We start from the raw sequence: 14,344 nt of genomic DNA, 5'->3' as shown, positions 1-14,344 counted from the left end.
TAAGCTGGGGCCATCCACCGATTCACTGCATGCCGCCATGAAAATTGCCGCCCTTCAAATGGTTTCCGGCACCTCCGTTGCCGCCAATCTGCAACGCGCCCAAAGCCTGCTCGAACAGGCCGCGGCCCAAGGCGCGCGGCTGGCCGTGCTGCCCGAATATTTCTGCCTCATGGGCCAGACCGACGCCGACAAAGTGCGCGTGCGCGAAAAACCCGGCAGCGGCCCGATTCAAGACTTTCTTGCCAGCACCGCCCGCCGCCTCGGCCTGTGGGTCGTCGGCGGCACCCTGCCGCTGGAAAGCCCCGACCCCAAGCGCGTACTCAACTCCACCCTGGTGTTCAACCCCGCGGGCGAACTGGCCGCGCGCTACGACAAAATGCACCTGTTCGCCTTCCAGCGCGGCACTGAGCGCTACGCCGAAGCCGACAGCATTACCCCCGGCGCCCAACCCGTGGCGTTCGACTGCGAAGGCTGGCGCATGGGACTCGCCATCTGCTACGACCTGCGCTTTCCCGAGCTGTTTCGGGCGCTGTCGCAGCCGTCCGCGTGCGATGCCTACCTGCTGCCCGCCGCATTCACCCACACCACCGGCGAAAAGCATTGGGAAGTGCTGCTGCGCGCCCGCGCCATCGAAAACCTCGCTTACATCGTGGGCAGCGCGCAGGGCGGCGCGCATGAAAACGGCCGCCGCACCTGGGGCCACAGCATGGTCATCGACCCTTGGGGCGACGTGCTGGCGATGCAGGCCGAAGGCGAAGCCGTGGTCACCGCCACCCTCGACCACGACCGCATCACCAAACACCGCGAAAGCCTGCCCGCGCTGGGGCATCGGGTGGTGTGATTTCGGGTGATGCCCAAGCACTGCGGATAGCTCAATAGGTCGCGACGCGAAACTCGCCGCTCACTCTCTGGACTTGTTTTCGATGCGCCGCGGGCTGTTGCGCGTGGCCAGGGCGATTTCGAGGGCGGTTTCGAGGCGGATGACGCGCTCGGTGAGTTGCTCGATTTTCTGCTGCTGGATGACCACGGTGGAGGCGAGGCGCTCGACTTTGTCGTTCATCTTGATCACGGTGGTGAGCGCCGTCCAGAGTTTTTCGGTCACGCCCATGATCAGGCTCCGGCGGAGCGGCGTTTGCGCGCGGCGGGGGCTGGGGCATGCTGCTGCTCCATCGCGCTGATGCGGCGCTCGGAGGCGGCCACGGCTTCGAGGGCGGCGTCGAGAGCGCGTTCGGCCTGAGTGGCGCTGCGGGTGATCTGCTCGGCGATGGCGTCGAACTGGCGGGCGTCGTGCGCGGGGTCGTAGGCGGCAGCGGCGCGGCGCAGGTATTCGGCCATCGACATGCCCGCAGCCTCGGCCTCGCGGGCGATGCGGGCTTTCTCCTGCGCGGTCACGAGGATGGGGATGCGTTCGGTCACGATGGCCATGTCGGTTCTCCTGCAGCGCTGCCGGGGCAGCTCGAACGCATCATAGGCCGCTTGCGGGGCCGCTCAACCCCGCATCACGGCCTCGATGTCGGCCACGGTTTTGGGGGCGGCGGCGGTGAGTACCTCGCAGGGCTGGCCGCCGGCGCGCACGGCGATATCGTCTTCAATGCGGATGCCGATGCCGTGAAATTCGGCGGGCAGGTCGTCGGCCGCGCGCACGTATAGACCCGGCTCGATGGTGAGCACCATGGCGTCGCGCAGGATGCGCGCGGGGCGTTTGCGGCTGCCGTCGGGCTGGATTTCGAGGGCTTCGCCCGGCTCGGCGTAGTCGCCGCAGTCGTGCACGTCCATGCCCATCCAGTGGCTGGTGCGGTGCATGTAGAAGCGCTTGTAGGCGCCGGTGGCGATGACGGCGTCCACATCGGGCGCGGCGTCGCGCGTAATCAGGCCATGATCGAGCAGACCCTGCGCCAGAATGCGCAAGGCGGCGTCGTGCGGGTCGGTGAAGCGGGCGCCTTGGACGCTGGCCTCAATCGCGGCCGATTGCGCGGCGAGCACCACCTCGTACAGCGCGCGCTGCGCCCCGGTGAAGCGACCGTCGGCGGGGAAGGTGCGGGTGATGTCGCTGGCGTAGCCGTCGAGCTCGCAGGCGGCGTCGATCAGCACCAGGTCGCCCGCGCGCACCGGGGCGTCGCTGGCGCGGTAGTGCAGCACGCAGGCATTGGCGCCCGCGGCGACGATGGAGCCGTAGGCCGGGGCTTGCGATCCGCCCTGACGAAAGGCGTGCAGCAGTTCGGCTTCGAGGTGATATTCGCGCAGACCTTGCGACGGCGGTTGCAACAGGCCGCGGCGGCTGGCCTGCATGGCGCGAATGTGACCTTGTGCGGAGATGGTTGAGGCGCGGCGGATCACGTCCAGTTCATACGGATCTTTGAACAGCCGCATGTCGTCGAGGATGGCGCACAGATCGTGCTGGGTGCGCGGCGCGGTCACCCCGGCGCGGGTCTGGGCGCGCACGGCCGCCAGCCAGCGTTCCACCTGGGTCTCCAGCCCCGCGTGCACGGCGAAGGGCCACCACACCGCAGGCTGGTCGGCGAGCAGCTTGGGCAGCTCGGTCTCAAGGCTGTTGATGGACAGCGCCGCGTCGAAGCCGAAGGCCTCGCGCGCGGCTTCCGGGCCCCAACGGAAGCCGTCCCAGATTTCGCGCTCCACGTCTTTGTCGCGGCAGAACAGCACGCTGCGGCTACTGCCCGAAGCGGTCACCTGCAGCGCCAGCAGGCTGTGCGGCTCGGTGAAGCCTGTGAGGTAGTAGAAATAGCTGTCGTGCCGGTAGGGATAGTCGGCGTCGCGGTTGCGCAGGGCCTCGGGTGCGGTGGGCAGCAAGGCAACACCGCCGCCAGCGGCGGCGAGCTGGCGCACCACTTCAGCGCGGCGGGTGGCGCAGCGGACGAGCAGATTGGAATCGGGCATGAGCGTGTTCGAAAAAGGCAATGGATGCAAGCCTAGCCTGCGCCGCGCAATTGCGCATCCAGCGCGGCCAATTGTTCGGGCGTGCCGACGTTGTGCCAGGGGCCGCTGAACACTTCGCCGCTCACCCGCCCGGCATCGGCCGCGCCATAAAGCCAGGGAAACAGTTTCCAGGCTTGCGCCCGGGGCTGCCCGGCGAACAGCGCGGGGTGGAACACGCCGATATTGCCGTAGTTCAGCCGCGCGCCCTCGCGCCGGATGCGGCCCTGCGCGTCCAGCGCCATGTCGCCGTCGCGGTTGTGTTCGGGGTTGGGGGTGAGCACGAGATGCGCCGCGGTGTGCTGCGGATCGGCGGCGATGGTGTCGGCCGGTGCGTGCAGGCTCGCGTAATCGAATGGGGTGTAGATGTCGGCGCTGACCACGAGGAAGGGCGCGGCGCCGAGCAGGGGCAGGGCGGTGGCGATGCCGCCGCCGGTCTCATAAGCCTGCGCGGGCTCGGGCGAGTAGCGCAGGCGCACGCCCCAGGCGCTGCCGTCGCCCAGCGCAGCGGGAATCTGCTCCCCCAGCCAGCCGGTGTTGATGACGAGGTCGCGCCAGCCGCCCGCGGCCAAGCGTTCGATCTGCCAGACGATCAGCGGCTTGCCCCCCACGGCCAGCAGGGGCTTGGGGCAAGCGTCGGTGAGGGGCCGCATGCGCTGCCCGCGTCCGGCGGCAAGAATCATGGCGCGCTTGGGCAGGCTGTTCACGTTCAGAAGGTGTAGCCCACCAGCGGGCTGCGCTGCTCGATCTGGTCGAGCAACTGCAGCAGCGGCTTGAAGGCGCCGTAGCGCGCCGCCACCAGCCGGGTGTGTTGCAGCACCACCGGCAGGTCGCCGAGATACTGCGCCTTGCCGTCGCGGTGGTGCAGCCGGGCAAAGATGCCCAGCACCTTGAGCGCGCGCTGCAGGCCCATCCAGTCGAGGTCGCGATAGAAGTCAGCGGCGTCGGGCGCCACCGGCAGTTCGGCCTTGCGGGCGCGCTCCCAATAGCGGATGGCCCAGTCGAGCTGCTGCTCTTCGGGCCAGGCGATGTAGGCGTCGCGCAGCAGCGAAACCAGGTCGTAGGTGATGGGGCCGATCACCGCGTCCTGAAAGTCGAGCACGCCCGGGTTGCGCTCGGGCGTGACCATCAGATTGCGGCTGTGCCAGTCGCGGTGCACCAGCACCTGCGGCTGCGCCAGGTTGTTGGCGATCAGTGCGGCGAAGATGCCCTGCAGCGCGACGCTTTGCGCGTCGCTGAGCACATGGCCGTGGTGACGCTGCACGAACCACTCCGGAAACAGATCGAGCTCGCGCTGCAGCAGGGCCGCGTCGTAAACCGGCACGACGCCCGCGCCGTCGATGCGCTGCAGCGAGACCAGCGCGCCGAGCGCGTCGCGCATCAGGCTGTCGGCGCGATCAGGCTGGGCATTGATAGCCTGCAGATAGGTGGTCTGCCCCAGATCGGTGAGCAACAAAAAACCCTGCGCCACGTCTTGCTCCAGCACCTGCGGCGCCTGCACGCCGCCTTCGGCCAGCAGTTGGGCGACGCGCACGAAGGGCCGCACGTTTTCCATCGGCGGCGGCGCGTCCATCACGATCCGCGAACCGCCCGCCGCCTGAACGCGGAAGTAGCGGCGGAAGCTGGCGTCGCTGGAAGCGGGCTGCAGGCTCTCAAGCTGCAACTGGTGCGCCGGGGCGATGTCCTGCAACCACTGTTGCAGGGCCTGGGCGCGGGTGTCGGGGTCGGTAGCGGACATGGAATGGGATAGAAAAGACGGGAAGAATGGCCTCATGAGAAAACGCCGGGCCGCCCCAAGTTTTCTTGTCCACCTCGCGGCTTGCAAGCCGCTCGGATTCGGCTCCGTCCAAGCTGCCACAGGGCAGCTTGGAGCCGCGGGCCTCATCCCCCCCGGGGGGAGGCTGACGCGAACGCGGCAGGTCTGGGGGCACTCCCTATAATCCGCTGGCATTTTAGGCATCGTTGCGCGGCCCGAATCGATCGACTGGCCGGGCGATCCGCCGCGGTTCGCCGTTATAAGCCCGCCTCCCACCTGATCCCCGTGCCTTTTCCCCCGCCGTCCCGCCGCCTTCCGCGCCTCACCCTGCTGATGCTGGCGCTCGCACTGGGCTGGGATGTCACGGCGCAGGCGCAAGAGGCAACACCTGCCTCCGCCCCGCTGCAGCTCACGCCCAGCCTGGATTTGCTGCAGCGCCTGCCCGCGCAGGCCGAGGCCTTCGAGCCGCTGTTCGTCATCGCCGACAAAATCACCGGACAGAACAATATCTATGTCCACGCCACCGGCGACGTGCAACTGCGCAAGCACAGCATCGTGATCAAGACCGACCGCCTGCGCTACTACTTTGTCGAGAACGAGGCCGTGGCCAACGGCAACGTGCGGGTGCTGCGCGACGGCAATTTGTTCACCGGCCCGGCGCTGCGCATGCAGCTCGACACCTATCGCGGCCAGATGCCCGACGCCGACTATTACTTTCGCGTCACCCAGGGGCACGGCCACGCCGACAACATCGACTTTCTCGGTCGCGACCACCTCAAAGCCGACAACGCCACCTACACCACCTGCACCGCCAGCCCGGTGGACTGGTTCGTGCAGGCCACGCATCTCGACCTGAACCTGGCCGACAACACCGGCGTGGCGCGCGACGCCCGCGTGGTGTTCAAGGGCGCCACCATCCTGCCGCTGCCCTACGCCAGCTTTCCACTGAGCGATGCGCGCAAGTCGGGCTGGCTGCCGCCCACGCTGGGCGTGGACAGCCGCAACGGCGTCGACCTCGCCGTGCCGTACTACTGGAACATCGCCCCCAATTACGACGCCACGCTCACGCCGCGCGTCATTCTGCGTCGCGGCTTCATGGGCAGCTTGGCCACGCGCTGGCTGGAGCCGACGTTTTCGGGCCGCAGCCAGTTCGACCTGCTGCCTTCCGACAGCAGCGACAGCGGCAACAGTCGCTGGGCCGGTTATGTGCAGCAGAACGGCGGCCTCGGCCACGGCCTGAGCTACGCGGTGAACTACCAGCAGGTGTCCGACGACAACTGGTGGCAGGACTTCGGCGGCGTCAACCCGGTCATCGGCTCCAACCGCACCCTGCCGCAGCAAGGCAGCCTCACCTACGGTCTGCCGCTGGGCTATATGCAGCTCAGCGTAAACCGCTGGCAGACGCTGCAAAACACCGCGGCGCCGATCGGCGTGCCCTACAACCAGCAGCCCCAGCTCTACACCCATCTGCAAAGCGCGAACTACAGCGGCCTGAGCTGGCAGTTCGACTCGGCGCTGACCCGCTTCACCAACCCCACCGCGATTTCGGGCGACCGGCTCTACCTCAACCCGCAGATCAGCTATCCGGTGGTGCGTCCCGGCGGCTTTATCACGCCCAAGCTGTCGTTCAACTTCACCCGCTACGTCACCGACACGGCGATGACCGGTGGCGCCACCACCGCCGACCGCTCGGTGCCGACCTTCAGCCTCGACAGCGGCCTGGTGTTCGAGCGCCCCACCTCGCTGTTCGGCCGCGCGCTCACGCAAACCCTGGAGCCGCGGCTCTATTACGTCTATACGCCCTATCGCAACCAGCAGAACCTGCCGAACTTCGACAGCGCAGACCTCGACCTGAACCTGTCGACCATCTACACCGACAACGTGTTTTCGGGCGTTGATCGCATCGCCGACGCCAACAACCTCACCGGCGGCGTCACCTCGCGCCTGCTCGACCCGCGGACCGGCGTCGAACTCGGGCGACTCACCCTGGCGCAGCGGGTATTGTTCGCACCGCAGCGTGTCGTGCTCAGCGGCAATCCCATTCCGGCCGGGCTGAACGACACCTTCGCGCTGGCCAGCGCCAACCTCAGCACGCACTGGAGCGCGGAGGCCGCACTGCAATACAACATGCGGCTCAAACAAAGCCAGCAGATCTCCGCGGGCGCGCGCTGGTCACCCGGGCCGTATAAAACCATCAGCACCAGCTACCTGTACCAAAGCGCCGCATCGGGCCAGATTCCGCTGCGCTACATCAACACGGCTTGGCAGTGGCAGCTCAGCCCGCGCTGGTATTCGGTGGGACAGGCCAACTACAGCATTCTCGATAAGCGCTTCAACGACGGCCTGCTCGGATTCGAATACGACGGCGGCTGCTGGATCGGCCGCATCGTGCTGCAACGCAACTCGCTCACCCAGGCCACGGCCTATACCCGCATCCTTTTCCAGCTCGAACTCGTCGGTTTTTCCCGGCTGGGCAACAATCCGCTGTCGGCGCTCAAGCAGAATATCCCCGGCTATCAGATCCTCAAGCAATCCAACGTGCCCCCGAGCCGTTTTGCCAACTATGAATAAGACTCTTCCGCCACGCGCCCTGCTGGCAATGATGCTGGCCTCTCTGGCCGTCTGTGCGCAGGCGCAGGGTTTGCGGCTGCCTCCCGGCGCTGCGGGCGGTCTGTCGGTGCCAGCACCGGCTGCGGCCACCGTCCCACCGATGGCAGCGCCGCCCGCGCTGCCCTCCACCTTCAGCAGTGCGCGCACCAGCGATGGCATTGCTGCCATCGTGGGCAACCAGGTCATCACCGATTACGACCTGCAACTGCGAGTCGAAGCCACACGCCAGCAGGCGCAGGCCGCTGGCGCCACACTGCCGTCTGCAGCGCAGTTGCGCAGCCAGGTGCTCAACCAGATGATCGACGAAGTGGCGCTGGCGCAATATGCCGAGCAAATCGGCATGGGCGTCAACCAGGACACGCTCGACCGCGCCATCGCCCAGGTGGCGAGCAACAACAAGCTGACCGTGCCCGAACTGCGCAGCGCCATCGAGAAAGAGGGTATGGGCTGGAGCGCTTACCGCGATCAGCTCAAGCGCGAAATTCTCATCAGCCGATTGCGTGAGCGCAGCATGGCGCAACTGCCGACGGTTTCCGAAAGCGAAATCGACGAGTTCCTGTCCAAACAAGACGCTGCCGCCGCCAGCCCGCAGGCCGCCTATGACATCGCGCAGATCTTTTTGCCGGTGGCGCAAAACGCCACCGAGGCGCAAGTCGCCGCCGTCAAGCAGAAAATCGACGCCATCGACGCCAAGCTGAAAGCGGGCGCCGACTTCGCCCAGCTCGCCACCCAAGACTCTCAGGGCGAAGGCGCCAAACGCGGCGGCGATCTGGGCATGCGCCCGGCCAACCGTCTGCCCACGCTGTTCGTCGACACGGTGCGCAACCTGCAGCCCGGGCAGATCAGCCCCGTCATCCGCAGCGCGGCCGGGTTTCACATCCTGAAGCTGCTGCAGGTCAGCGGCGAGACGGCCGCGCCCACCACGGCCATGCAAAGCGAGGTGCGCGAAATTGTGCTGAGCGCCAGCACCGACGCTCAGCGCATTCGCGCCAAGGCCGAGCTGGACTCCATCGCGCAGGCGGTGCAAAACGGCAAGGTGCAGTTCAGCGAAAAGGCCCGCGAACTTTCGCAAGACCCCGCGACGGCGGCCAAAGGCGGCGCGCTGGGCTGGGTCTTGCCCGGGCAGCTCGACCCCGTGCTCGACGCCGCGTTGCAGCGTCTCAATCCGGGCGATGTGTCTGCGCCCATCGTCATGGGCAACAAGGTCGTGCTGCTGCAACTGGTTGACCGCGCGGTGCGACCGCTCGAAGCGTCGCAAAAACGCGCGCTGGCGCGCGAAGTGCTGCAACGCCAAAAGGCTGCGGAAGACTTCGATGAGCTGGTGCGCGACGTGCGCGCCCGCACCTATGTGCACATTCCGGAAAATGACTGATCGGCGCGTTGGCCTGGGCTCTCAAGAAAACGCCGGGCCGCCCCAAGTTTCCTTGACCCCCACGGGGGGCGGGTCGGCGAGCCGACCCTGGGGGCGGTCGGCAGCATGAAGCACCCGCCCGCCCGGCCGCGCGGGGCGGCGCAGACCACGCATGTGGCGCGCAAGCGCTTCGGCCAGCATTTCCTCATCGACCAGCAGATCATCCAGGGCATCGTCGACTGCATCAACCCGCAGGCTGGCGAGCGCTTGGTGGAAATCGGCCCCGGCCTGGGCGCCTTGACGCTCGCGCTCTTGCAGCGCATTCCCCGCCTGGCCGCCATCGAAATCGACCGCGACCTCGCCGCGCGCTGGCGCAAGCAAGCGCCCGACAAGGTGGAACTGATCGAGGCCGACGCGCTCGATTTCAACTTCGCCAGCCTGGGCACCGATCTGCGCCTGGTTGGCAATCTGCCGTACAACATTTCCACGCCGCTGCTATTTCATCTCATGGACGTGGCCGAGCAAGTTCGCGATCAGCACTTCATGCTGCAAAAAGAGGTGATCGACCGCATGGTGGCCGCCCCGGGTGGTCACGATTTCGGCCGACTCTCGGTCATGCTGCAGTGGCGCTATCGCATGGTCAATCTGCTCGATGTGCCGCCCGAAGCCTTCGATCCGCCGCCGAAGGTCGATTCCGCGGTGGTTCGCATGACCCCGCTGCCTGTGCAGGAATCGCCGCGGCTCGACCGCAAACTGCTTTCCGCCCTGGTGACCGCCGCGTTCTCCCAGCGCCGCAAATTGATGCGACACAGCCTGGGCCCCTGGCTCGACACCCAAGGCTATGCCGGCGACTTCGATCTGCAGCGCCGCGCCGAGGAAGTGAGCACGGCCGAGTACATCGCGCTGGCTCAGTCGCTTCCATCGTCGCCGTAAAAAATAAATGGTGCAAGACAAAACGTGTCTTGCACCACCTCCAGCACCGCAGAAAAAGATCAGGCAGGGCTCAAACCACGAGCTGCGCCCAAGCCCCTTCCCACGGCGTGCAGACCTTGACGGCCTTGACTCTGGGTTCCGGTACCGCTTCGCCCCGCATCTCCTCCCGGCCAGGAGTGCGGGTTACAGAAAAGAATAGAAGACCCTGAAGGCTATGCCGCGCTCCGCCCAGAAATCGGCCGCGTCGCGGAACACGTCGAGCAGCGTTTCGCGCGCTTCCTTGTCGAATCGCTGCGTGGCCGGTAGCTGTTCGAGCACGACCACGAAACCGGGCTGCGGCCCGCCGCTGTGCACCACGTCGGTCAGACAATCGTGCAGGGCATCGAGGTTTTTGCCGAAATGCTTGGGAAACAGGAAGGAGCGCGCAATCGTCTCCAGCACTTCCTGTTTGGTGGTCGCCTCGGCGAGGTTGGCATAGAGAAAATGCTGGCCGGTCGTCTCGGCTGCGTCTTGCAACTGCGCAACACGGTAAGCCCGGATCGACTGCACGATGTTCGGCCGTACCGATTTGAGCAGCACGGCGGGATCGGCATCATTGGGCGATGCGTCGGAAACTGGCATAGTGATCATGGGTGTAGTAACAAACATCGGGATGGTGCTTGGCCCCTCCGCACACAATGCGGCGCGCCCCTCGGTTGCGGGCGCCTGGAGTCGGGACGGTGTATTCGCGGTAATAACCACGACGTTTTGAGGGCAAAAGCCGCTCATAGTTTCCAAAAATGACGCCGTCCTTGTATCCCTCGAACGGGCCGCCTTGTTCAATGCGCTTCAACATGTCTCGCGCCTGCACCGGCAGGTCGGCCACGGAAATGACTGGAATGTCCTGCAGTGCCGAGGTTTGCGACGATTGCGACGTTTCGCGCGCCTGGGCTGCAGGCCACACGCTGGTTCCGCCTGATGCCAGAAGCGACAAAGTGGCAATCAGCAGTCCCGCAAAAAACAGGGATTGCAGCGTAGAACGAATGCACCGGCGATTCATGCTGCTGCGGCAAAAGCCGCACCGTTAGAGAAAATTGGACGCAATTGCGTGAAAGTTACTGGCTGATGCTGTTCGGTTTCGCGTATTGGGCCATAATGAAATTCTTCGGCCCTGCACACCAGCCAAGGCGCAATCGTAGCGAAATCGCCACGGAAACACAAGGATTCGCCCAATTTTTAGGCAGGTTTTACGGTCAAAGTGCCGCAGGCCTCAGCCCCCCCTCCCGACCTCCCCCACGTCGTGGGGGAGGCAAGATCACTCTCTCCCCACTTGTGGGTAGGGTTGGGGTGGGGAGTGCCCGGCCCTGGGGGCGCTCAAAGATTGGCCTCGGCGACGGTGAGCGCCGTCATGTTGACGATGCGACGCACGGTGCTGGACGCGGTGAGGATGTGCACCGGCTTGGCCGCCCCCAGCAAAACGGGGCCGATGGCGATGTTGTTGCCCGCGGTGGCCTTGAGCAGGTTGTAGGAGATATTGGCCGCGTCCAGATTGGGGAACACCAGCAGATTGGCTTCGCCAGTGAGGGCGGAATCGACCATCAGGCTGGCGCGCAAGACCGGGTCGACCGCAGTGTCGCCCTGCATTTCGCCATCGACTTCCAGATCGGGCTCGCGCTCGCGCAGCAGGGCAAGGGCCTCGCGCATTTTCAGCGCGCTGGGCGCAGGAGAGGAGCCAAAATTGGAATGCGACAGCAAGGCCACCTTGGGAACGATACCGAAGCGGCGCAATTCCTGCGACGCCATGCAGGTGATTTCGGCAATTTCATCGGCGCTGGGGTCGATGTTGACATGGGTATCGACCAGCGCCACCTGCCGACCGGGCAGCACCAGCACGTTCATCGCCGCATACACCTTGGCGCCGGGACGACGACCGATGACCTGGTCGATGTAGTGCAGGTGGATGTGGGTATTGCCCCAGGTGCCGCAGAGCATGCCGTCGGCCTCGCCCTTGTGCAGCATCATGGAGCTGATGAGGGTCAGGCGCCGACGCATTTCGATCTTGGCCATCGCCGGGGTCACGCCCTTGCGGCCCGCAAGTTGGTGGTAGGTCTGCCAGAAATCGCGGTAGCGCGGATCAAAATCGGTGTTGACCACGTCGTAATCGCGCTCTTGTTCCAGCCGCAGACCGAAACGCTCGATGCGCTGGGCAATGACCGCCGGACGCCCCACCAGAATGGGCCGGGCCAGGTGCTCATCGACCACCACGCGCACGGCGCGCAGCACGCGCTCGTCCTCGCCCTCGGCATAGACGATGCGCTTTTTCGCCGCTTTCTTGGCGATGCTGAACATCGGGCGCATCAGCGCACCGGACTGATAGACGAACTGCTGCAGGCTGTCGCGATAGGCGTCCAGATCGGCGATGGGGCGGCGCGCCACGCCACTCTTCGCCGCCGCCTCGGCCACTGCCGGGGCGATCTTGATCATCAGGCGCGGATCGAAGGGTTTGGGAATCAGGTAGTCGGGGCCAAAACGCAGCGGCTCACCCACATAAGTGGCCGCCACCACGTCGCTTTGCTCGGCCTGCGCCAGCTCGGCGATGGCACGCACCGCGGCTACTTCCATCTCGGCAGTGATGGTGGTGGCGCCACTGTCGAGCGCACCGCGGAAAATGTAGGGGAAGCACAGCACGTTGTTGACCTGGTTCGGATAGTCCGACCGGCCCGTGGCGATGATGGCATCAGGCCGCGCCGCGCGCGCCTCTTCCGGCAGGATTTCGGGCGTGGGGTTGGCCAGCGCCAGGATGATGGGCTTGTCCGCCATCCGCAGGGTGTATTCGGGCTTGAGCACGCCGCCTGCGGACAGGCCGAGAAACACGTCCGCGCCGTCGATGATCTCGGCCAGGGTGCGCGCCGGGGTGTCTTGCGCGAAGCGGCGTTTGTCCTCGTCCATCAGCTCGGTGCGGCCCGCGTACACCACGCCGGCCAGATCGCTGACCCAGATGTTTTTGCGCGGCAGCCCCAGATCGACCAGCAGGCTCAGGCAGGCCAGCGCCGCAGCGCCCGCGCCGGAGCACACCAGCTTGACCTGGGCGATGTCCTTGCCCACCACCTTCAGGCCATTGAGAATGGCCGCGCCGACGATGATGGCCGTGCCGTGTTGATCGTCGTGGAACACCGGAATGTTCATGCGCGTGCGCAGCTTGCGCTCAACCTCGAAACACTCCGGGGCCTTGATGTCTTCGAGGTTGATGCCGCCGAACGTGGGCTCCAGCGCGGCGATGATTTCGACCAGCTTGGCCGGGTCTTTTTCGTTCACCTCGATGTCGAACACATCGATGCCCGCGAACTTCTTGAACAGCACCGCCTTGCCTTCCATCACCGGCTTGGCTGCCAGCGGGCCGATGTCGCCCAGCCCCAGCACCGCGGTGCCGTTGGTGATCACCGCAACCAAGTTGCCACGCCCGGTGTAGCGAAACGCATCATCGGGCTTGGACTGGATTTCTTCGCAGGCCGAGGCCACACCCGGCGAATAGGCCAGCGCCAGATCGCGCTGATTGGACAACTGCTTGGTGGCGACGACGGCGAGTTTGCCGGGGCGGGGAAATTCGTGATATTCGAGCGCGGCTTGGCGCAGCTTGGCCTTGGTGTCTTCTGGGCTGGACATGAAGTCTCCTCCTCACGCGGCCGTCGTGAACGTTTCGCATCTTGTCGCCGCACGGGACGCATGCATTGTAGGAGCCTGCCCGCGCACCGATATGCGAACATGGCGTGCATACCACCTCTGATCGCATAGCCTTTCCATGACTGCACCGCTCGGCGAGTTCGATCTCATCGCCCGCTACTTCACCCGACCCGTACGCCGCGCCGCTTTAGGCGTGGGCGACGATTGCGCCTTGCTCGCCGCGCCCGCCGCAAATGAACAAATCGCCATTTCCAGCGACATGCTGGTGGAAGGTCGGCATTTCCTACCCGGGGCCGATCCAGCCGCTTTGGGACACAAGGCGCTGGCGGTCAACCTGTCCGATCTGGCCGCCGTGGGCGCAAGGCCGCACGCCTTCACCCTGGCGCTGGCATTGCCCGAGGCCGATCCACGCTGGCTCGAAGGCTTTGCGCGCGGCCTGTTCGCCTTGGCCGAAGCCCACGACATCGAGCTGGTCGGCGGCGACACCACCCGCGGCCCTCGCAACCTCTGCATCACCGTGCTCGGACTCGTGCCCCGCGGCCAAGCGCTGCTGCGCAGCGGCGCGCGGCCCGGTGACGACCTTTGGGTCTCGGGCACCGTGGGCGACGCCCGGCTGGCGCTGGGTCATCGCCTGGGCGAATGGACGCTGGATGCGCAGACGCAAGCCGCGACTTTTGTGCGCATGGATCGCCCCGAACCCCGCGTTGCCCTCGGTCTGGCGCTGCGGGGCGTGGCGCAGGCCGCGCTCGATATTTCCGATGGCCTGCTTGCCGACCTCGGCCACCTCCTGCGCGCAAGCAGGGTGGGCGCCACCGTCGATGCCGACGCCTGCCCGGCCAGCGCAGCGCTTGCCGCCCAACCCCTGCAGCGCCGCCGCCTGTGCCAACTCGCAGGCGGCGACGATTACGAACTCCTGTTCACCGCCCCACCCGGCGCGCGCAACGCCGTTGCCGCCGCCGCGGCACAGGCTGCCACGCCCGTCACCCGCATCGGCCGCATCGACGCCGAGCCGGGCCTGCGGCTGATCGACGCGAGCGGACAGGTGTTGGACAATGTCTACGCAGGTTTCGACCATTTCCGCACGCCTTGACGCACGCTTGCAC

13 protein-coding genes are annotated in these 14,344 nt (G+C 66.1%); 5 read left to right on the top strand and 8 right to left on the bottom strand.

Annotated features, from left to right (window positions below):
• Positions 1-37 precede the first annotated feature (37 nt).
• A complete protein-coding gene (locus tag BIO17B3_RS10025) occupies positions 38-841 on the top strand; it encodes a carbon-nitrogen hydrolase family protein (RefSeq protein WP_156053931.1) in 804 nt (267 codons plus the stop codon).
• 60 nt (positions 842-901) lie between these two features.
• Here BIO17B3_RS10025 and BIO17B3_RS10020 read toward each other — a convergent pair whose 3' ends face one another.
• The 5 genes from BIO17B3_RS10020 to BIO17B3_RS10000 form a co-directional block, all read right to left on the bottom strand.
• A complete protein-coding gene (locus BIO17B3_RS10020) occupies positions 902-1,108 on the bottom strand; it encodes a hypothetical protein (RefSeq protein ID WP_156053930.1) in 207 nt (68 codons plus the stop codon).
• Positions 1,109-1,110: 2 nt separating this feature from the next.
• A complete protein-coding gene (locus BIO17B3_RS10015; RefSeq protein WP_156053929.1) occupies positions 1,111-1,425 on the bottom strand; it encodes a hypothetical protein in 315 nt (104 codons plus the stop codon).
• A 63-nt stretch (positions 1,426-1,488) separates the two neighbouring features.
• Positions 1,489-2,895: an aminopeptidase P N-terminal domain-containing protein gene (locus tag BIO17B3_RS10010; RefSeq protein WP_156053928.1), complete on the bottom strand. Its 1,407-nt coding sequence runs from the start codon at positions 2,893-2,895 to the stop codon at positions 1,489-1,491.
• Positions 2,896-2,927: 32 nt separating this feature from the next.
• Positions 2,928-3,614 (bottom strand): N-acetylmuramate alpha-1-phosphate uridylyltransferase MurU, encoded by a 687-nt coding sequence (gene murU / locus BIO17B3_RS10005; protein ID WP_156055271.1) that lies wholly within the window; start codon positions 3,612-3,614, stop codon positions 2,928-2,930.
• Positions 3,615-3,640: 26 nt separating this feature from the next.
• Entirely contained in the window at positions 3,641-4,669 is a 1,029-nt protein-coding gene (locus BIO17B3_RS10000; RefSeq protein ID WP_156053927.1) for an aminoglycoside phosphotransferase family protein, read from the bottom strand.
• A gap of 303 nt (positions 4,670-4,972) precedes the next feature.
• On the opposite strand from BIO17B3_RS10000, the gene BIO17B3_RS09995 reads away from it, so the two are divergent.
• The 3 genes from BIO17B3_RS09995 to rsmA all read left to right on the top strand — a co-directional run bounded on the left by BIO17B3_RS09995 (position 4,973) and on the right by rsmA (position 9,581).
• Complete coding sequence (locus BIO17B3_RS09995) at positions 4,973-7,258, top strand: LPS-assembly protein LptD (RefSeq protein ID WP_232054256.1); 2,286 nt, start codon at positions 4,973-4,975, stop codon at positions 7,256-7,258.
• On the top strand, positions 7,251-8,669 hold the full coding sequence (locus BIO17B3_RS09990) for a peptidylprolyl isomerase (protein WP_156053926.1): 1,419 nt from the start codon (positions 7,251-7,253) through the stop codon (positions 8,667-8,669). Before BIO17B3_RS09995 ends, BIO17B3_RS09990 begins: the two co-directional genes overlap by 8 nt.
• Positions 8,670-8,774: 105 nt before the next feature.
• Positions 8,775-9,581 (top strand): 16S rRNA (adenine(1518)-N(6)/adenine(1519)-N(6))-dimethyltransferase RsmA, encoded by an 807-nt coding sequence (gene rsmA / locus BIO17B3_RS09985; RefSeq protein WP_156053925.1) that lies wholly within the window; start codon positions 8,775-8,777, stop codon positions 9,579-9,581.
• 183 nt (positions 9,582-9,764) lie between these two features.
• On the opposite strand, the gene BIO17B3_RS09980 is transcribed toward rsmA, so the two are convergent.
• The 3 genes from BIO17B3_RS09980 to BIO17B3_RS09970 all read right to left on the bottom strand — a co-directional run bounded on the left by BIO17B3_RS09980 (position 9,765) and on the right by BIO17B3_RS09970 (position 13,223).
• Positions 9,765-10,211 carry a barstar family protein gene (locus BIO17B3_RS09980; RefSeq protein ID WP_156053924.1) on the bottom strand — a complete coding sequence of 149 codons (447 nt, stop codon included), beginning with the start codon at positions 10,209-10,211 and terminating at the stop codon, positions 9,765-9,767.
• Positions 10,174-10,620 carry a ribonuclease domain-containing protein gene (locus BIO17B3_RS09975; protein WP_156053923.1) on the bottom strand — a complete coding sequence of 149 codons (447 nt, stop codon included), beginning with the start codon at positions 10,618-10,620 and terminating at the stop codon, positions 10,174-10,176. Before BIO17B3_RS09975 ends, BIO17B3_RS09980 begins: the two co-directional genes overlap by 38 nt.
• A 314-nt stretch (positions 10,621-10,934) precedes the next feature.
• On the bottom strand, positions 10,935-13,223 hold the full coding sequence (locus tag BIO17B3_RS09970) for an NADP-dependent malic enzyme (RefSeq protein ID WP_013121912.1): 2,289 nt from the start codon (positions 13,221-13,223) through the stop codon (positions 10,935-10,937).
• Positions 13,224-13,359: 136 nt separating this feature from the next.
• Between BIO17B3_RS09970 and thiL the strand changes: the two genes are divergently transcribed.
• Positions 13,360-14,331, top strand: a complete 972-nt coding sequence (gene thiL, locus BIO17B3_RS09965; RefSeq protein ID WP_156053922.1) for a thiamine-phosphate kinase — start codon at positions 13,360-13,362, stop codon at positions 14,329-14,331.
• Positions 14,332-14,344 lie beyond the last annotated feature (13 nt).

The organism is Thiomonas sp. OC7 (assembly GCF_900634595.1).
GTDB lineage: Bacteria > Pseudomonadota > Gammaproteobacteria > Burkholderiales > Burkholderiaceae_C > Thiomonas > Thiomonas arsenitoxydans.
This window is presented reverse-complemented; position numbering and strand designations above follow the sequence as displayed.